At 71.2% G+C, this 23,283-nt stretch carries 22 protein-coding genes; 13 read left to right on the forward strand and 9 right to left on the reverse strand.

Annotated features, from left to right (window positions below):
- The first annotated feature begins 5 nt into the window (after positions 1–5).
- Entirely contained in the window at positions 6–1,250 is a 1,245-nt protein-coding gene (locus tag F4558_RS00525) for an RNA polymerase sigma factor (protein WP_167942890.1), read from the forward strand.
- Between the two features lie 7 nt (positions 1,251–1,257).
- Here the strand turns inward: F4558_RS00525 and F4558_RS00530 are convergent, their stop codons facing one another.
- Together F4558_RS00530 and F4558_RS00535 are read right to left on the reverse strand one after the other, a co-directional pair.
- Positions 1,258–1,863 (reverse strand): YdeI/OmpD-associated family protein, encoded by a 606-nt coding sequence (locus F4558_RS00530; protein ID WP_167942891.1) that lies wholly within the window; start codon positions 1,861–1,863, stop codon positions 1,258–1,260.
- Between the two features lie 74 nt (positions 1,864–1,937).
- Positions 1,938–2,714, reverse strand: coding sequence for a hypothetical protein (locus F4558_RS00535; RefSeq protein WP_231640216.1), 777 nt, complete (start codon positions 2,712–2,714; stop codon positions 1,938–1,940).
- An 85-nt stretch (positions 2,715–2,799) separates the two neighbouring features.
- Between F4558_RS00535 and F4558_RS00540 the strand changes: the two genes are divergently transcribed.
- The 3 genes from F4558_RS00540 to F4558_RS00550 all read left to right on the forward strand — a co-directional run bounded on the left by F4558_RS00540 (position 2,800) and on the right by F4558_RS00550 (position 5,879).
- Complete coding sequence (locus tag F4558_RS00540; protein WP_053660183.1) at positions 2,800–3,432, forward strand: GyrI-like domain-containing protein; 633 nt, start codon at positions 2,800–2,802, stop codon at positions 3,430–3,432.
- A 231-nt stretch (positions 3,433–3,663) separates the two neighbouring features.
- Entirely contained in the window at positions 3,664–4,929 is a 1,266-nt protein-coding gene (locus F4558_RS00545) for an AGE family epimerase/isomerase (protein ID WP_167942892.1), read from the forward strand.
- On the forward strand, positions 4,926–5,879 hold the full coding sequence (locus F4558_RS00550; protein ID WP_167942893.1) for a carbohydrate kinase family protein: 954 nt from the start codon (positions 4,926–4,928) through the stop codon (positions 5,877–5,879). Before F4558_RS00545 ends, F4558_RS00550 begins: the two co-directional genes overlap by 4 nt.
- A gap of 387 nt (positions 5,880–6,266) precedes the next feature.
- Here F4558_RS00550 and F4558_RS00555 read toward each other — a convergent pair whose 3' ends face one another.
- The 3 genes from F4558_RS00555 to F4558_RS00565 form a co-directional block, all read right to left on the reverse strand.
- Positions 6,267–7,235 (reverse strand): LacI family DNA-binding transcriptional regulator, encoded by a 969-nt coding sequence (locus tag F4558_RS00555; protein WP_053655670.1) that lies wholly within the window; start codon positions 7,233–7,235, stop codon positions 6,267–6,269.
- A 72-nt stretch (positions 7,236–7,307) separates the two neighbouring features.
- Complete coding sequence (locus F4558_RS00560) at positions 7,308–8,687, reverse strand: FAD-dependent oxidoreductase (protein ID WP_167942894.1); 1,380 nt, start codon at positions 8,685–8,687, stop codon at positions 7,308–7,310.
- A gap of 21 nt (positions 8,688–8,708) precedes the next feature.
- On the reverse strand, positions 8,709–9,845 hold the full coding sequence (locus F4558_RS00565) for a carboxylate-amine ligase (protein WP_053655605.1): 1,137 nt from the start codon (positions 9,843–9,845) through the stop codon (positions 8,709–8,711).
- A gap of 184 nt (positions 9,846–10,029) precedes the next feature.
- On the opposite strand from F4558_RS00565, the gene F4558_RS00570 reads away from it, so the two are divergent.
- The 5 genes from F4558_RS00570 (at position 10,030) to F4558_RS00590 (ending at position 15,934) form a co-directional block, all read left to right on the forward strand.
- The gene (locus F4558_RS00570) at positions 10,030–10,323 is read left to right on the forward strand and encodes a DUF6412 domain-containing protein (RefSeq protein ID WP_306273522.1); all 294 of its coding nucleotides are present in this window, start codon (positions 10,030–10,032) and stop codon (positions 10,321–10,323) included.
- 98 nt (positions 10,324–10,421) lie between these two features.
- The gene (locus F4558_RS00575; protein WP_053655606.1) at positions 10,422–11,177 is read left to right on the forward strand and encodes a YidC/Oxa1 family membrane protein insertase; all 756 of its coding nucleotides are present in this window, start codon (positions 10,422–10,424) and stop codon (positions 11,175–11,177) included.
- A 71-nt stretch (positions 11,178–11,248) separates the two neighbouring features.
- Positions 11,249–12,667 (forward strand): carbohydrate-binding protein, encoded by a 1,419-nt coding sequence (locus F4558_RS00580; RefSeq protein WP_167942895.1) that lies wholly within the window; start codon positions 11,249–11,251, stop codon positions 12,665–12,667.
- Positions 12,668–12,837: 170 nt separating this feature from the next.
- A complete protein-coding gene (locus F4558_RS00585; RefSeq protein ID WP_167942896.1) occupies positions 12,838–14,241 on the forward strand; it encodes a chitinase in 1,404 nt (467 codons plus the stop codon).
- Between the two features lie 130 nt (positions 14,242–14,371).
- Complete coding sequence (locus F4558_RS00590) at positions 14,372–15,934, forward strand: cellulose binding domain-containing protein (RefSeq protein WP_167942897.1); 1,563 nt, start codon at positions 14,372–14,374, stop codon at positions 15,932–15,934.
- 12 nt (positions 15,935–15,946) lie between these two features.
- Here F4558_RS00590 and F4558_RS00595 read toward each other — a convergent pair whose 3' ends face one another.
- Complete coding sequence (locus F4558_RS00595) at positions 15,947–16,618, reverse strand: DedA family protein (RefSeq protein ID WP_167942898.1); 672 nt, start codon at positions 16,616–16,618, stop codon at positions 15,947–15,949.
- 119 nt (positions 16,619–16,737) lie between these two features.
- Positions 16,738–17,352: a DUF1349 domain-containing protein gene (locus F4558_RS00600; protein ID WP_167942899.1), complete on the reverse strand. Its 615-nt coding sequence runs from the start codon at positions 17,350–17,352 to the stop codon at positions 16,738–16,740.
- A 58-nt stretch (positions 17,353–17,410) separates the two neighbouring features.
- On the opposite strand from F4558_RS00600, the gene F4558_RS00605 reads away from it, so the two are divergent.
- A complete protein-coding gene (locus F4558_RS00605) occupies positions 17,411–19,063 on the forward strand; it encodes an alpha-amylase family protein (protein ID WP_167947150.1) in 1,653 nt (550 codons plus the stop codon).
- Positions 19,064–19,126: 63 nt separating this feature from the next.
- Entirely contained in the window at positions 19,127–19,882 is a 756-nt protein-coding gene (gene fabG, locus F4558_RS00610) for a 3-oxoacyl-ACP reductase FabG (protein WP_053655613.1), read from the forward strand.
- A 116-nt stretch (positions 19,883–19,998) separates the two neighbouring features.
- On the opposite strand, the gene F4558_RS00615 is transcribed toward fabG, so the two are convergent.
- Entirely contained in the window at positions 19,999–20,415 is a 417-nt protein-coding gene (locus F4558_RS00615) for a hypothetical protein (protein WP_053655614.1), read from the reverse strand.
- A complete protein-coding gene (locus F4558_RS00620) occupies positions 20,408–20,803 on the reverse strand; it encodes a hypothetical protein (protein ID WP_053655615.1) in 396 nt (131 codons plus the stop codon). Before F4558_RS00620 ends, F4558_RS00615 begins: the two co-directional genes overlap by 8 nt.
- Before the next feature lie 250 nt (positions 20,804–21,053).
- Here F4558_RS00620 and F4558_RS00625 point away from each other — a divergent pair, with 250 nt between their 5' ends.
- Together F4558_RS00625 and erm are read left to right on the forward strand one after the other, a co-directional pair.
- The gene (locus tag F4558_RS00625) at positions 21,054–21,953 is read left to right on the forward strand and encodes a Gfo/Idh/MocA family protein (RefSeq protein WP_167947152.1); all 900 of its coding nucleotides are present in this window, start codon (positions 21,054–21,056) and stop codon (positions 21,951–21,953) included.
- A gap of 491 nt (positions 21,954–22,444) precedes the next feature.
- The gene (gene erm / locus F4558_RS00630) at positions 22,445–23,242 is read left to right on the forward strand and encodes an ErmE/ErmH/ErmO/ErmR family 23S rRNA (adenine(2058)-N(6))-methyltransferase (RefSeq protein WP_053655616.1); all 798 of its coding nucleotides are present in this window, start codon (positions 22,445–22,447) and stop codon (positions 23,240–23,242) included.
- Positions 23,243–23,283 lie beyond the last annotated feature (41 nt).

The following is a 23,283-nucleotide window of genomic DNA, read 5'->3' on the forward strand; positions in this document are numbered from 1 at the left end:
AGCTCGTGACCGGTTCCGCGTTCGAGCAGGCGATCACCCGCGCCCACCACGAGGAATGGGCGCGGGTGGTTGCCGGCCTCGCGCGCCGCTTCGGCGACCTTGACGTCGCCGAGGAAGCGACCGCCGAGGCGTTCCTGAGGGCTGCGGAGCGGTGGCCGCGCGAGGGCGTACCCCCGAATCCCGGCGGGTGGCTCGCCACCACCGCCGCCCGCAAGGCGATCGATCGGCTCCGTCGTGATGCGCAGCGCGACGCCAAGCATCAGGCGGCCCAGATCATGTACGACGACAGCCCTCCCGAGCCGACCGGCCCCGTCGAGGACGACAGGCTCCGGCTGGTCTTCACCTGCTGCCATCCAGCGCTCGCGGTGGAGGCCCGGGTGGCGCTCACCCTGCGCCTGCTCGGTGGTCTCACCGTCGCCGAGATCGCCCGCGCCTTCCTGGTGCAGGAAACGACGATGGCGCGACGCATCACCCGCGCCAAGGCGAAGATCAGCGCGGCGAACATTCCCTACCTGGTGCCCTCGGCCGACGACATCCGTCAGCGGCTCCCCGGCGTACTCGCTGTCGTTTATCTCGTCTTCAACGAGGGCTACCTCGCCAGCGAGGGGGACGACCCGGTGCGCGTCGACCTCACCGACGAGGCGATCCGACTTGGTCGCCTGCTCCGGGCGCTGCTTCCGGACGACGGTGAGGTGGCCGGCCTGCTTGCCCTGATGCTGTTCACCGACGCGCGGCGCCACGCGCGGGTGTCCCGTACCGGGGAGTTGGTGACCCTCGACGCGCAGGACCGCGCCGCCTGGGACCGCGCCCTCATCGCCGAGGGCGCCGCCCTGGTACGCGAGCGGATCAGGACGGTGGCGGCCGGCGGCGAGCCACCCGGGCGCTACCAGTTGCAAGCGGCGATCAGCGCGGTCCACACGGAAGCGCCGTCGTCCCGGGACACCAACTGGTCGGCCATCGTCGCCCTCTACGGTCGCCTGGTGCTGCTCGACCCCTCGCCGATCGTGCGACTCAACCGGGCTGTCGCGGTGGCCGAAGTGGACGGACCGGACGCCGGGCTCGCCGAGATCGACAGGCTCGCCGAGGTCCTGGACGGCTACCACGCCTTCCACGCAGCCCGCGCCGACCTGCTGCGGCGGCTCGGGCGCTGCGGCGAGTCCCGGGCGGCCTACGACCGGGCCATCGGGCTTGCCAGCAACCCCGCGGAACACGCGTACCTCACCCGCAGCCGCGACCAGCTCGCCACCTGAGGGGCTGTCACGGTGTAGTCGGAGGCTTTGCCTTCTGCGGGTAGAACGTCTCGTGGCGGGCCAGCATGGCGACGAACTCGACGATCTTGCGCTCGCGGGTCTCCGCCCGTTTCACGGCGTTGAGCCGGTGGATGAGAGCGAACCTGTTGGACTTGGTGAGCACGTCGAACATGGCCTGGGCGGAGGGATTGGCGGCGATGGCGGCGAGCAGGTCGGCCGGGACCTCGGCCCTCGACGGTGGTGCGTAGGCGGCGGCCCACCGCCCGTCGGCCTTGGCGGCCTCCACCGCGGCGCGGCCCGAGGGCTGCATCCGGCCCTGCGCCTCCAACCGGGCCACGTGGGCGACGTTGATCTGCGACCAGGAACTGCGGGAGCGGCGCGGCGTGAACCGGATCCAGGAGGTCTCGGCGTCCCGTTTGCGTGCCTGCCCGTCGATCCAGCCGAAGCACAGGCCCTCGTCGACCGCATCCTGCCAGGTCAGCGTGGTGACGGTGCCGCCCTTCCTGGTAAGGGCGAGCCAGACGCCGGGCGATGTGGCGTGGTTTACCGACAACCAGGCGCGCAAACCGTCGGCGTCCGCGACGATCAGCTCGTCCAGCTCGGCGCTCGTCATGGTCGGCAGGCTATCGCTGCCCTACGACAGCAACCCCTGGACCGCGTGCCGGCCCGGCTCCGTGTCATCAGTGTTCAGCTCCGGAAGACGATCGTCGCGTCATCGGTGGCGACGCCGTCGCGGGCCTCGATCTCCCGGACCCGGCGGATGACCTCGTCGGGGCCGCCGGTTTCGAGCAGGTGCAGCAGCCCGGCCCAGTCCGTACGCCCGAAGGTGTCCACGAGGCGGCTCGCACCGTTGCTGAGCAGGGCAGCCGTGGTCACCTCGTCCGCTGGGCAACTGCCGCAGACCGCCTCGTCCACCACGTGCGGGTCGTCCTTCGCCACCCAGAAGCCGCCAGGGCTGTTTCGCCGGCCCCGCAACTCCAGCAGCAGCCGCCGGTACTCGTCGCTGCCCTCGGCAACGCCCTTCAGACGCGCCTCGAAGGACCTGGCGATCACCACCTCGCGCGGATCGTGGGCGACGAAAGGCGCGGCCCCGGCCCGGCCGACGAGCACCACGGCGTCACCGAGGACCAGGTGTTCGACGAGCCCGTCGGAGAACCGGAGCATGGCCACGGCGGCGAACGGACTGATCGGGTGGGTGACGTCGCACGTGTCACGGTGCTGGTCGGTGACCCGCTCGATGCTCTCGGCCAGCACGTCGCGCAGGCTCCGGTCCCCGGACAGACCGCCCAGGAGGGCGCCGCCCAGGCGGGTGGCGTACCAGGTCACGCCGTGGCGGCAGACCTTCTCGACACCGGTGATGCCACCTGCGCCGTCGACAAGGACCATGCCCGACGCGACGGCGCCGGCGAAATCCTCATTGGTACGCCCGGCGTGGCCGGCATCGGTTGCCATCGTCACCCGCATGGCTGGATTATCGGTCAGCGTCGAACTCCGCGACGAGGCGAGCGACCACCGACGCTCGTATCATGGCCGTCGTGACGGGTGCCCGATGACGAGCAAGGTCGACTTCAAGAAGACCCTCGACACCTACCAGGCGAATCGGGGCCGGTTCCGGATCGTCGACGTGCCCGACATGCGGTACCTCATGATCGACGGGCAGGGCGACCCCAACACGTCGCCCGCCTTCACAGCCGCTGTCGAAGCGCTCTATCCGGTGGCGTACAAGCTGAAGTTCGCAAGCAAGACTGGCCTGGGGCGCGACTATGTCGTTCCTCCGCTGGAGGGCCTGTGGTGGGCCGAGGACATGGCGTCCTTCACGGCGGCGCGGGACAAGTCGCTGTGGAGTTGGACGTTGCTGCTCATGGTTCCGGACTGGATCGACAGGACCATGTTCACCGCCGCCGTCGAGCAGGTCACTGTCAAGAGCCGGCCGGCGCGCCTCGCCGACGTACGCCTGGAGACGCTGTCCGAGGGGCGGTGCGTGCAGACGCTGCACGTGGGTTCCTTCGACGACGAGGCGGATGTGCTCGCCCGGATGCACCACGAGTTCATCCCCGGCGAGGGGTTGCAGATGGCCGGCGATCACCACGAGATCTACCTGAGCGACTTCCGTAGAGTCGCCCCCGAACGGCAGCGCACGATCCTGCGGCAGCCCGTCACGAGTTCGTCCGGACCGGTGTGACGGGCCGGACCGTAGGCGGAATTGACAGTCGGCGACTGCCGGAGCAGGGTTGAGCAGTGACAACGATGTCAACGGACAAAAGAGGAGGAAGGGTGATGGTGCTTTCCTCCTCGCGTACCCGACCCGACAGGTCGGTTCGCGGCGTACCGTTTGCGGTTTTCCGGCGCGGACCCGGTTCGTCCGCCGATCCTGGCCGTATGTCCCTTCCCTACCCGGCGGTGACCAGCTGAGATGACCGACGTGCCCCGATCCGCAGCCGAACCTGCCCCCGTCCCGGCAGGGTCACCCGACCTGCCCGACCTGGACGAGTTCCTCGCCGACCAGTCCCGCACCCTGCTCGACACCGCCCGCCGCGCCCTCCGGCCCGAGGGCGGCTTCTGGTGGCTGACCGACGACCGCACACCCGATCGTGCCGAACCGCTGTACACCTGGATCACCTGCCGGATGACCCACGTGGCCGCGCTCGCCCACCGCAACGGCGAACCGGACGCCGCCGCCCTCGTCGACCACGGCGTCACGGCGCTGCGCACGCTGCTGCGCGACGCGGAGTACGGCGGCTGGTTCGCTGCCGTGGACCAGCAGAGCGAGCCGACAAACGACCGCAAGGCTGGGTACGACCACGCCTTCGTGCTGCTCGCCGCGTCCAGCGCCGCCCGAGCCGGGCGACCCGGCGCGCACGAGCTGCTCGACGACGCGCTCGCCGTGGTGCTGGACCACTTCTGGGACGACGAAGCCGGAGCGGTCCGCGAATCGTGGAACCGCGACTGGACCGTCCCCGAGGACTACCGGGGCGCCAACAGCAGCATGCACATGGTCGAGGCGTTCCTCGCCGCCAACGCCGCCACCGGCGACGCGAGCTGGGCCGATCGCGCCCTGCGCATCGCCACCCACCTCGTGCACGGCGAGGCCGCCCGACACGACTGGCGGCTGCCCGAGCACTTCACCGCCGACTGGACACCGCTGCCCGACTACAACCGGGAGCAGCCCGCCGACCAGTTCCGGCCGTACGGCTCGACCATCGGGCACTGGCTGGAGTGGGCCCGGCTGCTGCTGGAGTTGGAGGCCGCCCTGCCACAGCCGCCCTGCTGGCTGCTCGCCGACGCCCGTGCCCTGTTCGCCGCAAGCGTCCGGCGCGGCTGGGCGGTCGACGGCGCCGACGGTTTCGTCTACACGATCGACTGGGAGGACCGGCCCGTCGTCCGCTCCCGGATGCACTGGGTGGTGGCCGAGGCCATCGGAGCGGCGGTCACCCTGCACCGCCGCACCGGGCACGCCGTCTACGCCGACTGGTTCCAGGTCTTCTGGGCGTACGCCCGCCGCAACCTCATCGACGACACCGGGTGGCGGCACGAGCTGGACGCGCAGAACCTGCCCTCGGACACGGTCTGGCACGGCCGGCCGGACGTCTACCACGCGTACCAGGCGGTGCTGCTGTCCCGCTCGGCCGACGGGCTGGGTGGCCCCGGCCCGCGCAAGCCGGGCGAGGTGACCGAATGATCGTGGTGGCGGGTGAAGCCCTCATCGACCTGGTGGTCAGCGCCGAGGGGGAGCGGGCCGTGCCTGGCGGGTCGCCCGCGAACGTCGCGGTAACGCTCGCCCGACTGGATCAGCGGGTACGCCTGCTGGCCCGGATCGGCCCCGACGAGTACGGCCGGCAGTTGACCGAGCATCTGGACGCCAACCAGGTGGACCTGGCCTGGGCGGTCCGCGCCGACCAGCCCACCTCGGTAGCGGTCGCCACCCTGAACGCGGCCGGGCAGGCGAGCTACGAGTTCCGGCTGGAAGGCGCGGCCGACTGGCAGTGGACGCCGCAGGAACTGCCCGACCTCACCGGGACACCGGCGACAGCCCTGCACAGCGGGTCGCTGGCGCTCGCGTTGGCACCCGGCGCGCAGGTACTGGAGGATCTGCTCGCCCGTGAACGCCAGCGGGACGTGCTCACCGTCTCGATCGACCTCAACCTGCGCCCGAGCATCGTGTCGGACCGGGCTGCGGAGCAGGAACGGGTACGCCGGCAGGTGCGCCACGCGCATCTGGTCAAGGCCAGCGACGAGGATCTCGCCTGGCTCCACCCGGACCGGTCGGCGGCCGACGTGATGGCCGAATGGCGCGATGCCGGAGTTCTCTGCGCTGTGGTGACCCGGGGCGGCGACGGCGCGTGGCTGCTCGCCCCCGACGGGACGCTGCACGAGGAACCAGCGGTACGCACCACAGTTGTCGACACCGTCGGTGCCGGTGACTCGTTCACCGGTGGCCTGTTGGCCGCGCTGGCCGACCTCGACGCGCTCGGCGACCGGCCGGCGGACCGGCTCGCCGCGGTCACCGAGCCGCAGTGGGAGGCGGTGCTCCGGCAGGCCGCGACGGTGGCCGCGCTGACCTGCGCCCGGCGTGGCGCCGACCCGCCCCGCCGAGCCGAGGTAGAAGCCCTCCTAACGACCCCTAACTAACACCCCCGGCCCACCGCCCCGCCCTTCCCTGCCCGCGCCCCGCCCTGCCCTGCCCCCGCCCCGCCTCGCCCGCGCCCTGCCCTGCCCGCCCTGCCCTGCCCCCGCCCGCGTGAGTCGATCATGGAGTTGTGGTGCCTCACAAAAGGGGCACGGATGGATTAATTGCCCACCACAACTTCATGATCGACGCCGTGGGATGGGGTGAGCCCGGGGGATGGGGTGAGCGCGGGGGATGGGGTGAGCGCGGGGGCGGGAAAGCGCGCAGGGCAGCGGGGAGCGCCGAGGGCGGGGAGGGTAGGAAAGGCAGGAAAGGTAGGAAAGGCAGGAAAGGCAGGAAAGGTAGGAAAGGCAGGAAAGGCAGCTGACGCGGGCGGGCGTGGTGGGGGATTAGCGGAGGCCGCGGCGTAGCAGTCTTGTGGGTAGCACCGTTGTTGCGGGCGGGGAGTCGTCGCCGGCGATGCGTTGGAAGAGGCGTTCGGTGGCGACCCTCGCCAGCTCCCTCGTGTCGTAGGCGACGACGGTCAACGGCCGGGGCATCAGGTGGGCCAGCTCGAAGTCGTCGAAGCCGACAAGCGCCGCGTCGCTGCCGCGCCGGTGCAGCTCCTGGAGTGCGCCGACGGTCAGCCGGTTGTTGCCGCAGAAGAACGCGGTGGGCGGGTTCGGTAGGTCGAGCAGCGCGGCGACCGCCCGTCCGGCGTCCTCCGGTGCGATCAGCCGGTCGCAGAGCAGCGACCCGTCCGGCTCGATCCCGGCGGCGGCCAGTGCCGTGCGGGCGCCGGCCAGTCGCTCACGCATTGTGGGCACGCTTGGCGCACCGAGCAGAAGGCCCACCCGCCGGTGTCCCTCGTCCAGCAGCGCGCCGACTCCGGCCTGGCCGCCACCCCGGTTGTCCAGCAGGACAGTGTCGGCGAGCAGCCCATGCGGCGGCCGGTCCAGGAAGACCACAGGCATGCCCAACTCGACCTCGCGGCGCAGGAACGAATGGTCGGGGCCTGCCGGCACCACAAGGAGCCCGTCGACCCGGCGCTGGGTGAAATCCTGGAGTACGGCGCGTTCCCGCTCCGGATCCTCCTCGGACGAAGCCGTGATCAGCATGGTGCCGTGGGCGGCGGCGATCTCGGCGGCGACGCTGGCGATCGTGGCGTAGAACGGGTTGGCGATCTCCTCGATGAGCAACCCGACTGTGGCGTTGAGCTGCCGCGAGCGCAGGTTGCGGGCGATGTCGTTGCGCCGGAAACCCAGCTCGGTGATGGCGGCGAGTACCCGCCCCAGTAACTCCTGACCCACCGGCTCGTCGTTTACCACCCGGGAGACGGTCTTCAAGCTGACCCCGGCGTGCCGGGCGACGTCGACCATCGTCGGGCGCCGGCGTACGGCCGGGCGGGTCGGGGTCTGGGTCACAGGGTGGTCCTCCACGGCGGACGCTGGTCAGCGGGCGACAGCGGCGAGCGCGTCGACCGCCTTTCGGGCGGCTATCAGCACCGGATCCCACACCGGCGCGTACGGCGGAGCGTAGCCCAGGTCGAGCGCCGTCATGTCGTCCACCGTCATGCCGTTCCACAACGCCACGGCCAGCGTGTCGATCCGCTTGGCAGCCTCGGACCAGCCGACGATCTGCGCGCCCAGCAAGCGGCCGCTGGGACGCTCCGCGATCAGCTTGACGGTCATCGGCCGGGCACCGGGGTAGTAGCCCGCCCGGCTTGTCGACTCGGCGATCACCGAGATGAAGTCGAAGCCCGCCTCGCTCGCATCCCGCTCGCGCAGACCGGTGCGGCCCACCTCCAGCTCGCAGACCTTCGTCACCGCCGTGCCGATCACACCCGCGAAGGTGGCGTACCCGCCGCCGATGTTGATGCCGGCCACCCGGCCCTGCTTGTTGGCGTGCGTGCCCAGCGGTATGTGCACAGGCATCCCGCTGACCCGGTGCAGCGTCTCCACGCAGTCACCGGCCGCCCAGACCCCGGGAAAGCCCGGCACCCGCATCCGGCGGTCCACCCGGATTCCGCCGGTCGGCCCGATCGGCAGGCCGGCAGCCTCGGCCAGCGCGACGTTCGGGCGTACGCCGAGGCCCAGGACCACGACGTCGGCCGGAATCGGCCCTTCGGCGGTGACCACTGCGGACACCCGGCCGTCCCGCTGTTCAAGGCCGGTGACCGGCAGGCCGGCGCGGATCGTCACACCCAGCCCGCGCATCGCGTCGACGACCAACTCGGCCATGTCGCTGTCCACGGTCGACATCGGCTGATCGGACGCTTCGACCAGGGTGACGGACAGGCCGCGCTGGATGAGCGCCTCGGCCATCTCGACGCCGATGTAACCGCCACCGATGACCACTGCCCGGCGCGGCTGCGGCTCCGCGTCCAGCCAGTCGCGCAGTGCCGCCCCGTCGTCGAGGGTCTGCACCCCGAACACGCCGCCGGCGTCGGTCCGCGCCCACGGCGGCTGTGCCGGCGTCGCGCCGGCGGCGTACATCAGCTCGTCGAAGTGCTCGCGGACCTCCCCGCCGCCCTCCAGGTCCCGGGCGACCACCTCGCGGCGTTCCATGTCGATGGCTGTCACCTCGTGGCGCATCCGCACGTCCATGGCGAACTCCGTGCGGAACGTCACCGGCTCCCGGGCGATCAACTGCTCCGGGCCGTCGACCTGACCACTGATCCAGTACGGAATGCCGCACGCCGAGTAGGACGTGAAGTGCCCGCGCTCGAAGACCACGATCTCCAGGTCGTCGGAGCCCCGACGGCGTCGGGCCTGGGAGGCCGCCGACATGCCGGCCGCGTCCCCGCCAATGACGATCAACCGTTGCGCCACAGGTTCATCCTGTCACGCTGATCAGCCATGGGTCTGCCGTGCGACGTCCTGCACCACGTCGACGAGCCGCCCGGTGCGGGCGAACACCGCACGCTGCCGTGCCGCGCCCGTGCCGTGCCGGCGCAGCCCGCCCAACAGGTCGGTCACCTCGGCCCAGTCGCCGTGCTGCTCCAGGGCCGGTCGCATCCGCTCCACGAACCGGTCCAGCAGCTCCCAGGCCGGGCGCAGCTCCCCGGTGGTCACGTCGACGGCCTCGCCCTCCAGGCCGTCGTGCGCGGCCCGCCAGTGCGCGCCGACGAGCAGGTGGTGATCGGTCTGCAGGGCGGGGCGGCCGGCCTCGACGTCGTCCATGGCGGTGGCCACCAGGGCGCGGACCAGCGCGGCGACCAGCACGGCGTCGTCCACCGACGGGCACACGTCGCCGATCCGCAGCTCGACGGTCGGGTACTTCGCCGACAGCCGGGCGTACCAGTAGAGCATCCCCTCGTCGAGCATCACGCCGCTGGCGATCAACTGGCGGATCAGCCGCTGGTAGTGCTCATGCGACTCCAACCAGGGCGTCGGCGCCACCGACGGCCAGCGCTCCCACTCCACCGAACGCCAACTGGCATAGCCGGAGTCCTCACCCCGGGAGAACGGGGAGTTTGTGGTGACAGCGTGCAGCAGCGGCAGCCACGGCCGGACGTGGTTGAGCACCTGCACACCGGTGTCCGGGTCGGGAACACCCACGTGCACGTGCATCCCGTTGTTGCCGGGGCCGGGCACGAGCAGCCGGAACCGTTCGATCATCCGGTCGAAGCGTGGCTTGTCCACCACCGGCGGCACCGGCCCGTCCACCGGGCCCGTGCCGATCGCCAACAGCCGGACGCCGGCCCGCTCGGCGGCGTCGGCGAGCGCCTTGCGCAGCACGCCGAGGGAGTGCCGGATCGAGGACAGCTCAAGCCCGGGCGGGCTGCCGATCTCGATCTGGCTGGTCTGGAACTCCCGCTCCACCTGCCCGCGCAACTCCGCCGGCACCTGCTCCAGCACCAGGTCGACGGCGGGAACCGCGGCTCCGGTGTGCGGATCGACGAGCAGGAACTCCTCCTCGACACCGACGGTGAGCAACCCGGTCCCCGCGGCCGAACCGCTGGGCGCCTCCGTCACCTGGCCCGTCATCGCCACACCACCGTCCGCTCCAGCCGATCGCGGGCCGTCCGCGTCGGTCTGTCTGTGGTTACCCGCGGTGGTGACGCCCGGAAACGTGGCGTACGGCGCGTCGCATCGCGTGTCGCGCTTCGGCGCATGGGCCGCGCGTCGCGAATCGGCCGGACTGTGTGACACCGGGTCCTATGCTGAGCCCGTGCCGGTGCCGCTGGGGTTCCTCTGGGTCGCGTGGATGTCCGCGTCCGCCCAGCTCACCCTGCTCGCGGCCGACCCGTCCGACCTGCTGGCGGGCGTCGCGCTGACCGCCCTCGTGCTGCTCAACGCGCTGCTCGCGGCGCGGGTGCCCGGCGGGTCGGGGGCACCGGGTTTCGCACGCGTATGGGCCGGGCTGCGCGCCCGGTCCCGGGGCCGCCGGACGCCCCGACAGATCGATCCGGACGCCGCCGGGCGACCCCGACCCCGCGCACCAGGGCACCCCCTCGCCGCGTAGCGCCACACCGCCGCGCGGCCGATCCCACAGTCACCGGTTCTCCCCGCGCGTACGGCGCCGGGGGAGGACCTCACCGGAATCGGACCGAGGGGTTTCCCATGCTCGCCTTCGCACCGTTGCACACCGTTGTCGGCGCCGCCGGCAGCGCGCTGTCCTGGCTCACCGATCTGCTCGAACCGTTCGCCGGCGGCATGGCGACCGCCGCCGCCATCGTCCTGTTCACCATCGCCGTCCGCCTGCTGATCTCACCGCTGACCGTTGCGCAGGTCCGCGGGGAGCGGCGCCGCGCGGCGCTCGCCCCGCAGGTGCGCGACCTGCAACGCCGGTACGCCGACGACCCGGCGAAGCTTCAGGGTGAGGTGTTCGCGTTGTACCGGTCGGCCGGCGCCAACCCCATTGCCGGCTGCCTGCCGTTGCTGCTCCAGGCGCCGTTCCTGCTGGTGCTGTACCGCCTCTTCACCACAAGCGAGGGTGGCACCGGCCTGCTTGACGAGCGGCTGGCCGGTGTGCCGCTGGGTCATCACCTCAGCGACGGGTTGACGGGTGCGGCCCTGCCGCTCTTCGCAGTCCTGTTGGCAGTGCTGGTGGTGCTGGCGTGGTGGTCGTCGCGGCGCGCACGCCGGGCGTCGGCGGCGGTGGGCACCGTGGCCGGTACGCCTACCGAGGGGCCGGGGGCCGCCACGCTCGGCCGGTTGCTGCCGCTGTTGCCGTTCGCGACAGTGCTGGTGGCGCTGGTGCTGCCGCTGGCCGCGGTGATCTATCTGGTGACCACGACCGCCTGGTCGGTGTTGGAGCAGGTGGCGCTCCGGCGTCCGCAGGCGGTCGCGCAGAGCGACGAAGCAGATCGACGTTGACAACTGCCATGGCGGGACGTACAACTCCTGAGAGAGCGCTCTCTCGACCGTCCCCGCAGAGAGGCACGTCCATGGCACCTCCTTCGGCGGCCACCACCGCCCCACCCGTCCGACGTCGTCTGGTGGCGTCCGTCCTGCTCGTCGCCACCACCACCGCCCTGGCCGGCGTCACCATGACCGCACAGGCCGCCGTGCCGCCCCCCGCCACCGGCTGGAGCACGGTCTGGAGCGACGACTTCACAGGCGCGGCCGGCACCCTGCCGTCGGCCGCCAACTGGATCATCGACACCGGGTACAACTATCCCGGCGGCCCGGCCAACTGGGGCACCGGCGAGATCCAGCGCTACACCGCCAGCACCGCGAACGTCAGCCACGACGGCAGCGGCAACCTGCGGATCACGCCGCTGCGCGACAGTGCGGGCGGCTGGACCTCCGCCCGTATCGAAACCGTCCGCAGCGACTTCAAGGCCCCGGCCGGTGGCGTGCTCGCCATCGAGGGCCGGATCCAGATGCCGAACGTCACCGGTGCGGCGGCGGCCGGCTACTGGCCCGCGTTCTGGGCGCTCGGCGCTCCCTACCGGGGCAACTACCAGAACTGGCCGGGCATCGGCGAGTTCGACGTGATGGAGAACGTCAACGGCCTCAACTCGGTCTGGGGCGTGCTGCACTGCGGCGTCGCGCCGGGCGGGCCGTGCGACGAGTTCAACGGCATCGGCGCGTCCCGGGCCTGTCCGGGCAGCACTTGCCAGTCCGCGTTCCACACCTACCGGTTCGAGTGGGACGCCTCGACAAGCCCCCAGCAACTGCGCTGGTACGTCGATGGCCAGCTTTACCACACCGTCACTCAGAGCCGGGTCGGTGAGGCGGCCTGGTCGCAGATGACCTCACACGCGGGCTACTTCCTGCTGCTCAATGTGGCGATGGGTGGGGCGTTCCCGAACGGGGTGGCCGGCAGCGCCACGCCCACCGCGGCGACCGTCCCGGGGCGGCCTATGCTCGTCGACTACGTGGCCGTGTACCGGCGCGGCGGCGGAACCACCCCGCCCACCACGCCGCCGCCGACCACGCCGCCGCCGAGCGGCACGCGGGACGCGTACGGGCAGATCCAGGCCGAGGCGTTCAGCGCGCAGAACGGCGTGATCGTGGAGGCGTGTGCCGAGGGCGGGCAGAACATCGGCGCGCTGCGCAACGGTGACTGGGTGCGCTACGACAACGTCGAGTTCGGCTCCACGTCACCCCGGGACTTCGTGGCCCGGGTGGCCTCCGGCGCCGGCTCCGGGGTGAGCGGGCTGGTCGAGGTGCGGCTGGACAGCCCGACCGCGACGCCCATCGGCAGCTTCGCGATCGGCAGCACCGGCGGCTGGCAGAGCTGGACCTCGGTGCCCGGGAACGTCGCCGCGGTGACCGGCCGGCACTCCGTCTACCTCACCTTCACAAGCGGTCAGCCGAACGACTTCGTCAACGTCAACTGGTTCACCTTCCGCCGCTGAGGCGGGGCGTCCGCCGGGTCTCCCACCGCGCCGAGGTGCGGCGGGAGGCCCGGTCGTCCGTGTCGGGGCGCGGTCATTCACGCCGACCTCTGGACAGGGACAGTTAACTGTCTTAATAATTAGCGCCAACGTTGACGTACATGAATGCCCAGTCGGGCGTGGAGGGCCGCATGAAGCCTGCCAGATCCCTTGTCCTGTCCCTGGTGACCGTGCTGGCGGCGACGCTCGGCGCGGCCTGGGTGGCGCTGCCCGCGTTCGCCGCCGGCCCGACCGCCAGCTTCGTCAAGACCGCCGAGTGGGGCGCCGGCTGGGAGGGGAAGTACACGATCACCAACGGCGGCAGCTCGACAATCAACGGTTGGAACCTCGTCTTCGACCTGCCGTCCGGCACCGCGCTCGGCAGCTACTGGGACGCGTTGCTCACCTCCGCCGGCCAGCGGCACACCTTCACCAACAGGTCCTGGAACGGCAGCATCGCCCCCGGGGCGTCGGTGTCCTTCGGGTTCCTGGCCAGCGGCTCCGGCTCGCCGACCGGCTGCCAGCTCAACGGCGCACCGTGCGGCGGCGGCACCCCACCGTCCACCCCGCCTCCCACGACCCCGGCCCCGACGACCCCGCCTCCCACTACGCCGCCTCCCACGACGCCTCCGCCGACCACGCAGCCGCCCACCGGCGGGCTGCCGAAGCACCTGCTCACCGGCTACTGGCACAACTTCGACAACCCGGCGGTCGAGTTGCGGTTGCGCGACGTCCCCACCCAGTACGACCTGGTAGCTGTCGCCTTCGCCGAGGCCACCTCGACGCCGGGCGCGCTCACCTTCGGCGTCGACCCCGGGCTCGCTGCCTCGCTCGGCGGCTACACCGACGCGGACTTCAGCGCCGACGTGCGTACCCTGCACGCCCGGGGCCAGCGGGTCATCCTCTCCGTCGGCGGCGAAACCGGGCGGGTCACTGTCAACGACGCGGCGTCGGCCACGGTGTTCGCCGACACCGCCGCCGCGCTGATCAACCGCTACGGCTTCGACGGCATCGACATCGACCTGGAGAACGGGCTCAACCCGACGTACATGGCGCAGGCGCTGCGAGCGCTCCGCGCCAAGATCGGCGCCGGTCTGATCATCGCGATGGCACCGCAGACGATCGACATGCAGTCCCCGACCAGCGGCTACTTCAAGCTCGCCCTGGACATCAAGGACATCCTCACCGTCGTCAACACCCAGTTCTACAACTCCGGGGCGATGCTCGGCTGCGACCAGAACGCCGCGTACTCCCAGGGCACCGTGAACTTCATCGTCGCGCTGGCCTGCATCCAACTGGAGGCCGGACTGCGCCCCGACCAGGTCGGCCTCGGCCTGCCCGCCGGCCCGGGCGCGGCCGGTGGCGGCATCGTCGCGCCCAGCGTGGTCAACGCGGCGCTGGACTGCCTGGCCCGCGGCACCAACTGCGGCAGCTTCCGGCCGCCGCGAACCTACCCGGGCATCCGGGGCGCGATGACCTGGTCGGTCAACTGGGACGTCAGCAACGGCAACGGCTTCGCCCGCACGGTCGCACCGCACCTGGACACCCTGCCCTGAGCCGTCCCGACGCCCGCACCGGCGTCGGTACCACCCGTGCGGCCGAGGCCTCACCCGGCCGCACGGGGCGCCATCGCCCGCCGCTTCACCGTCGGGCGACACCCCCACCACACCGGTCCCTGGAGGCCACGTGAAACTCCGATCCCCCCGCGCGGCGACGTTCGCCGTCGCGCTGGCCGCCGCGCTGGTGGCGACCACCGTCGTCGCGCCGCAGGCCGCGTCCGCTGCCACCGCCGCCTTCGTCCGCACCAGCAGCTGGAGCAGCGGGTACGAGGCGAAGTTCACCGTCACCAACAACACGTCCACGTCGATCACCTCCTGGAACGTCCAGTTCGACCTGTCCGCGGGCAGCACGATCGGGTCGGCCTGGGACGCGGTGGTGAGCAGCTCGGGCCAGCACGTGACCGCCCGCAACCAGTCCTGGAACGGCGCGCTGGGTGCCGGCGCGAGCACCTCGTTCGGCTTCGTCGTCGCCGGCACCGGGGACCCCACCAACTGCACAGTCAACGGCTCACCCTGCGCTGGCGGTCCGACCACCCCGGGCGCCCCCGCAACGCCCGGCGGACTGCGCGTCACCGGCACCACCGCGTCGGCGGTGTCGCTGGCCTGGAACGCGGTGAGCGGCACGGTGACCGGCTACCGCGTGTACGAGGGTTCGACGGTCCGTGCCACTGTCACCGGCACGTCGGCGACGGTGTCCGGCCTGGCCGCCTGCTCGGCGCACAGCTACACGGTCGCCGCGTACAACTCGGCAGGGGAGTCGCCACGGTCGTCGGCTGTCGCCGCGAGCACCACAGGGTGCACCGGCGGCGGCGGTTCGATGGCCGTCGCGCCCTACCTCTACCCGGGTTGGGGTGACCCGCCCGCACCGGCGACAGTCATGTCGGCGACCGGCGTCAAGTGGTTCACCATCGCGTTCGTGCTCTCCGGCGGCGGCTGCACGCCCGCCTGGGACGGTGGCGGCCCGCTCACTGGCGGCGTGCACGCCAACACCATCGCGGCCATTCGGGCGGCAGGCGGCGACGTGATCCCGTCCATCGGCGGCTGGAGCGGCAACAAGCTCGGCCCGAACTGCTCCTCGGCCAGCGCCCTGGCCGGCGCGTACCAACAGGTGATCAACGCGTTCGGGCTCAAGGCGATCGACATCGACATCGAGAACAGCGACGAGTTCGAGAACGAGGTCGTGCAGGACCGGATCCTCGGCGCGCTGAAGATCGTCAAGCAGAACAACCCGGGCCTGAAGACGATCATCACGTTCGGCACCTCGACCACCGGCCCGTCGTACTACGGCACCCGGCTGATCAACCAGGCCGCCGCGCTCGGCGCCAACATCGACACCTTCACGATCATGCCGTTCGACTTCGGTGGCGGGGCCAACATGTACCAGAGCACCGTCAACGCGGCCGAAGGACTGAAGAACACGCTGAAGACGGCCTTCGGCTGGTCCGACGCGACGGCGTACGCCCACATGGGCATCTCCGGCATGAACGGGCTCTCCGACCAGCAGGAGCTGACCACGCCGGCCACCTGGGCCCAGATCCGTGACTGGGCAAAGGCGCGCGGGCTGAGCCGGTTCACGTTCTGGTCGGTCAACCGGGACCGGCCGTGCCCTGGCGGGGGAGTCGTCTCCAACTGCTCCGGCATCGCGCAGAACACGTGGGAGTTCACGTCGATCAGCGCCCAGTTCAGCTGAGGCGGACGCAGATCAGCGACCGGCGGTCACCGACCGCCGGTCGTCGCGTCCCCGGCGCCGGCGGATCTTCCGGATCGCCCAGCTGGCAGTCATGACCACGAAGACCGCGATGATGCCGTAGTTGAACCAGTCGCTGTAGCGCTCGACGTCCTGCCAGCGGCTGCCCAGCACGTAGCCGGCGCCGACGATGAGGCCGTTCCACACGCCGCTGCCGATCGTGGTGAGCAGGATGAACTCGCCCAGCGGCATCCGGTTCGCCCCGGCCGGGACGGAGACCAGGCTTCGCACCACCGGCACGACCCGGCCGATCAGCACCGCCCACCGGCCGTGCCGCTCGAACCAGCGGTCGGCCTTCTCCAGGTCGTCGCGATCCACGAGCGGGATGTGGTCCAGCCAGCGCTTGAGACGCTCCTCGCCCAGCGCCGCGCCCAGCCAGTAGAGCACCAGCGCGCCGACAAGCGAACCGACCGTCGCGGCGAGCGTCACGAGGAAGACGTTGAACTGGCCCTCGTGGGCCAGGTAGCCGGCCATCGCCAGCACGATCTCGCTGGGGATCGGTGGAATGATGCTCTCCAGCGCCACCAGCAGGGCGACGCCGGCCGGACCCATCGCCTCGATCACGGAGGCCACCCAACCGGTCAACCCGGTGAACTCGGACGGGTCACCCGCCTGGGCGTACGCCATTGGTCGTCCTTCCGGGCCGGCAACGGGGATCAGGAACCTCTACCCGCAGACCGGGCGATGCACACCTGCCGGTGACCCCGTCCACCCGCTCGGGCCGACCTCCGCCGCCCGCCCGGCCATCAGTCTTCGGGGTGCACCGCCGTGTCGGCCGGCCCCTGCCGCCAGCCGGTGAACCGCACGACGAGCCCGGTCCGCGAGGGCGCGCAACAGAACGGGCCCGCGGTGACCTGTGACTCCGGGTCCAGCGGCGTCAGTCGGACGAGTCGCCACGGCTCCTCGTCCACCCGGGCCCGGACGGTGAGCGCGTCGCCGGCCCGGCTGACCCGGACCGTGACCACCCGGTCCGCCCACTCCGGCACCGGTGCCACCGACCAGTCGGAGAACTCCCGCGTCACCACCGCGCCGAGTTGCAGGTCGCCGTCGCTCACCTCGACGCCGGCCTTGGTCCAGGTCCGCTCGTCCACCCACACCAGGACGCCGGCCTGGTCGAACTGCTCGGTGAGTTCGAGGGCGAAGCTAACCTCCATGGCGGTGCCGACAGGCAGCGGCGCGAGCAGGGCCGGGGCGTCCTCGTGGACGAAGCCGTAGCTTGTCCGCCGCCACAGGTCACTCTCGGCCGCGGGCTCGACAAGCAGTTCACCGTTTGGACCGTGCTCGGTGCGCACCGGCGGGTGCAGCCAGGTGCCCCGGACCCAGTCCAACGGCTCACTCGGTGGTACGAGCTCGAACGCCATGAGGGAAACCGTACCCGGCGGGTTTGCCGCGATGATCAATCGGACATGTTTGGACGGCATGGGTGACCGTTGGTATTCCGAAGCCGTTGTCTACTGCCTCGACATCGACACGTTCGCCGACTCCGACGGCGACGGGGTCGGCGACATCCGCGGCCTGATGAGCCGACTGGACTACCTGGCCCGGCTGGGCGTGACGTGTCTGTGGCTGCACCCCATCCACCCCTCGCCCAACCGTGACGACGGGTACGACGTCACCGACTTCTACAACGTGGACCCGCGCTTCGGCACCCTCGGCGACTTCGCCGAGCTGCTGCACCAGGCACAGAACCGGGGCATCCGCGTGATCATCGACCTGGTGGTCAACCACACCTCCGACGAGCACCCGTGGTTCCAGTCCGCCCGATCCTCGCCGGACTCCCCGTACCGCGACTGGTATCTCTGGTCCGACCAGGAGCCCGCGGACCGCCACCAGGGCATGGTCTTCCCCGGGGAGCAGAACGAGACCTGGACGTACGACCGCACCGCCAAGGCCTGGTTCTACCACCGCTTCTACAAGTTCCAGCCCGACCTCAACGTGTCAAACCCGCAGGTCCGCGCCGAGATCAAGAAGATCATGTCGTTCTGGCTCCAGCTCGGCGTCTCCGGTTTCCGGATGGACGCGGTGCCGTTCATCATCGAGCTGACCGAGCCGGGCAACCCGAAGTCGCCAAAGGACTTCGAGTTCATCACCGAGCTGCGCCAGCACGTGCAGTGGCGCCGTGGCGACGCCGTCCTGCTGGCCGAGGCGAACGTCGAACCCGACGAACTGCCCACGTTCTTCGGCGACGGCAGCGGCTCCGGCAACCGGATTCACATGCTCTTCGACTTCATGCTCAACGGCCGGCTCGTGCTCGCCCTTGCCCGGCACGACCCGGAGCCGCTGATCGAGGCGTTGCGCGACACCCCGAAGCTGCCGGTCGGCGGGCAGTGGGCCACCTTCCTGCGCAACCACGACGAGATCGACCTGTCCCGGCTGACAACCGAACAACGCAACCAGGTGTACGCCGAGTTCGGCCCGGACGAGAACATGCGCATCTACGACCGGGGGATCCGCCGACGGCTGGCCCCGATGCTCGGCAACGACCGGCGGCGCATCGAGCTGGCGTACGCCCTCCAGTTCTCCATGCGCGGCACGCCGGTGCTGCGCTACGGCGAGGAGATCGGCATGGGGGAGGATCTGTCGCTGCCCGGCCGGGAGGCGATCCGTACCCCGATGCAGTGGTCCTACGCGACGAACGCCGGCTTCTCCACGGCGGACCCGGAGAAGCTTGTCCGCCCGGTCATCGACAAGGGTGAGTTCAGCTACCAGCAGGTAAACGTCACGGCCCAGACCAGCGACACGAAGTCGCTGTTCGCCTGGTTCGAACGCATGATCCGCACGCTGCGCGAGGCGCCCGAGATCGGCTCCGGCTCGACCACCCACATCGACGTGTCGATGCCGGCCGGCGTGCTGGCGCACCGGGCGGACGGGCCGACCGGGACCATGGTGTTCGTGCACAACCTCGGCACCGACGACGTCGAAGTGGACCTGAGCAGCCTCGAACCGGAGGCCGACATGCCGATGGACGTGCTCAGCGACCGTGGCTACGGCGAGTTGGGCAAGCTCGGGGCGGTCAAGGTGGCCGGTTACGGCTACCGGTGGATCAGGCTCTGCCGTGGCTCAGCCTGGTGACCTCGGCCGGAAGGCTCCGGGGTTAAGCTCCTTCGATCGACCCCAAGTTACCCGGAGGTAGTCATGTCGGAGCCCCGCGTCGCCATCGTCACCGGAGCCGCACGCGGTATCGGTGCGGCCACCGCCCAGCGGCTGGCCGCCGACGGGATGGCAGTCGCCGTCGTCGACATCGACGAGTCGACAACCAAGGAGACGGTAGAGGCCATCACCGGCGCGGGCGGTCGCGCCCTCGGCGTGGGTGCCGACGTGTCCGACCGGGCACAGGTCGAGGCTGCCGTCGAGCGGGTCGCCGCCGAGTTGGGCGCGCCCACAGTGCTTGTGAACAACGCAGGCGTGCTCCGCGACAACCTGCTGTTCAAGATGACCAACTCCGACTGGGACACGGTCATGGGGGTGCACCTGCGCGGCGCGTTCCTGTTCAGCCAGGCCGCTCAGAAGCACATGGTGGAGCGCAAGTGGGGGCGGATCGTCAACCTCTCCAGCACCTCCGCCCTGGGCAACCGGGGCCAGGCGAACTACGCCGCCGCCAAGGCGGGCCTCCAGGGCTTCACCAAGACGCTCGCCATCGAGCTGGGGCCGTTCGGGGTGACAGCCAACGCGGTCGCCCCCGGTTTCATCGTCACCGACATGACGGCGGCCACCGCCGCCCGGATGAAGGTCGACTTCGAGGACTTCCAGAAGCACGCAGCCGCCGAGATCCCGGTCCGCCGCCCGGGCCGCCCGGAGGACGTCGCGCACACCATCTCGTTCCTGACCAGCGAGGGCGCGGGGTTCGTCTCCGGCCAGGTCATCTACGTCGCCGGTGGCCCGCGGGCCTGATGGTTCTCCCGACGAGGACGCACCCTGCACCAGGGAGCGTCCTCGTCGTGCGTTGAACCTGGCGGGCCGCGTTCGTGCGGTCGGGCCGTGCCTTGCGGTCGGGCCGCGTCTTGCGGTCAGGCCGGGTCGCGGCGGGTTCGCCAGAGCCAGAACAGGCCGAGCACCGGCAGCACCAGCGGGATGTAGCCGTATCCGCTGCCGAACTGCGACCACACCGTCTCGTCGGGGAAGAGTTCCCTGTCGACCAGGCTCAGAACGCCGACCGTGACGACCCCGACCAGCTCCACCGCGCAGCAGGCAAGCGCCACGCGCCGGCCGGCGTGGCCGGCACGGGCCAGCCCCACCGCGGCCACGATGTAGATGAGCGCGGCGACAGCGGAGAGCAGGTACGCCACCGGCGCCTCGTCGAACTTCGTGGCGATCTGGAGGCCGGCCCGGCTGGTCGCCGCGATAGCGAAGATCAGGTAGACGGCGATCAGCAGGCGGCCCGGACCGCTGTTCGTGGCGCGGCGGGTCGGCTGTGTCTCAACCACCGAGCACCTCCCAGGTCTGTTGCAACCGGACCACCACCACCGGGGTCACCAGGCAGACCGCGCAGACGATCGCGGAACCCCACCGGGTCGGCTCCATCCGGGCCAGCACCCAGGCCAGCGGTGGCAGGCAGACCAGCGTGGCCAGATAGCCGAAGAACGCGCCGGGCTCACCAGGTCGGTCGCCGCCACCGATCGCGACGAGCGCGAGCACGCTCAGGACTACCAGCGCCAGCTCCAGCAGGGCCAGGCCGGCGAACTGCACCCGGTCCGGTGGCCGCTGACGTATCGCCACGACCAGCGCCCACACCGCGACGAGCAGCGACAGCACGATCGATACCGTCGCGATGATCCCGTCCACCGGGGAGTTGGCCGCCGCCGCGCTGGTCATCGGCCCCACCCGATCGTTGCCTCGGTCACCGGCACAGCCTACTAACCGTCGTAGTACCCCACGATCCTGCCTCGCTGTCGTCGGTTGAGTGTCGTCGCGTTCCCCGACGCGACAGCTGCCGGCTGCGCCGGTCACCACGACCACCCTGGCGCTGCGTTGGTCAACCCGCCGCCGGCACGCCCGGTGCGGCGACTAGCGTGGATCAGGGCCGTGGCGTCGCCGCGGTGGGACGACGGCGGAGGTACACGTGCTGCGGTTCGGCTTGTTCGGCACCGGTCACTGGGCGATCGAGACGCACGGGAAGGCGCTGCACGCACACCCGGACGCGGAACTCGTCGGGGTGTGGGGGCGCAACCCGGAGCGGGCCGCCTCGCTCGGCGAGATGTACGGGGTGCCGACGTACAACGACATCGACGCCCTCATCGAGCAGTGCGAGGCCGTCGCCGTCGCGCTGCCGCCGGACATCCAGGCCGACATCGCGGTACGGGCGGCCACTGCCGGCCGGCACCTGCTGCTGGACAAGCCGCTGGCGCTCACCGTCGACGACGCCGACCGTGTCGTCGCCGCAGCCGAGGCGTCCGGGGTCGCCTCGGTCGTCTTCTTCACCCAGCGGTTCCAGCCGAACGTCACAGCGTTCCTCGCCGCGACCGCCGCAGCCGGTGGCTGGCAGCACGGGCGGACCACCGCGTTCGCGTCGATCTTCCAGGACGGCAGCCCGTACGGCGGCTCGCTGTGGCGGCGGGAGCACGGCGCGCTCTGGGACATCGCCCCGCACGCGCTCTCGATCCTCCTGCCGGTGCTCGGCCGGGTGACCCAGGTGGCCGCCATGGACGGTCCGAGCGGCATGGTGCACCTGCTGTTCACCCACGAGGGCGGCGCCACCAGCAGTGCCGCGCTGTCCCTGGACGCCCCGCGCGAGGCGATGGCCCGGGAGTTCGTGTTCTACGGCGAGAACGGCATCGAAACCGTTCCGCACGGCGAGTACGACGCCGCCACCGCATTCGGGGTGGCAATCGACCAGCTCATCGAGCAGGTGCGCGCCGGCACCCGCGACCACCGCTGCGACGTCCGCTTCGGCCGCGAGGTGGTCACCATCCTCGCTGCCGCCGAATCCGCCCGCACCACCTCCCGCACAGTCCCCGTCCCGTAACCCCCCGTCCTCTCCCGCCCCGCCCCACCCTCTCGTGTTGATCATGAGGTTAGTGGGGGCTGGAACGCCGCTCCGGCCCGCCAACCTCATGATCAACGAGGTGATGAGAGGCGCGCGGTGGGGCGGGAAATCGGTGGGGTTGCGGGTGGGGGATCGGTAGGGTGCGGGCATGTTCACGCATGCACTGATCGAGGGGGCCGTTGCGCCGGCCGCCTGGGGCGCCCTGCTGGTGTCCCGTCCGCGAGTCCGGCGTCCGGCCCTGGCCGGCCGGGACGCGACCCGCCGCTGATCGGTCCACCCACGCGGTTGGCCGGGGCCCAGCCCCACCACCGCTGATCGACTCACGTCCACGGCAAGCATCGTGCTGCCGAACTTTCGCGTACCCGTGTCATCGCCCAGGGCCGTCCGAGTCCCGATTCCTTCGGACAGGCCCGCAATGACGGCTGCCTGTCCAGCCCGTCGCCGAACGGCGACAGACAGGACGACGACCCGTGGCGCCCCGCAACTCCCGATCAACCGAACGTGACCGATCCCGTCGCGTACTCAGCCAGAACTTCCTCGTCGACAGGTCGGCCGTACAGCGGCTGGTACGCGCCGCCGACCCCGACCCGGCCGGGCCCGTGCTGGAGGTCGGTGCCGGCCGAGGCCAGCTGACCCGGCCGCTCGCCGCACGCTGTGGGCACCTGACGGCGTACGAGGTCGACCCGGCCGCCGGCCGGGAGCTGGCAGCGGTCTGTGCCGCCCTGCCCAATGTCGAGCACCGGCAGGCAGACTTCCTGGCCGCCGAGCCTCCACCGGAGCCGTTCGCTGTGGTCGGCAACATCCCGTGGTCGCTGACCTCCGCCGTGGTGCGGTGGTGCCTGGCCGCGCCCCGGTTACGCTCGGCCACCCTGCTGACCCAACTGGAGTACGCCCGGCGGCGCAGCGGCGACTACGGCCGGTGGACCCGGCTCACAGTGTCGACGTGGCCGGAGGTCGACTGGCGTCTCGCAGGGCGCGTGCCGCGTACCGCGTTCCGTCCGGTGCCCGCCGTGGACGCCGGGATCCTGCGGATCGAACGGCGCGCGGAACCGCTGCTGCCGTGGGCGGCACTGCCGGCGTACCGGCGATTGGTGTCGGTGGGTTTCGAGGGCTTGGGCGGGTCGCTTGCCGCGTCCCTGCGCCGGCACCACCCGCCGGCCCGGGTCGCCGCGGCTCTGCGGGCCACGCGGATCGCGGCCGACACCCCTGTCGGGTACGTGTGGCCGGAGCAGTGGCTGGTGCTGTTCCGCCTGCTGCACGCTCGCTGACGCCCGGGGCCCGGGACCGCGAGCAGAGGTGGGCCCGGGCC

Source organism: Micromonospora profundi (assembly GCF_011927785.1).
Classification (GTDB): domain Bacteria; phylum Actinomycetota; class Actinomycetes; order Mycobacteriales; family Micromonosporaceae; genus Micromonospora; species Micromonospora profundi.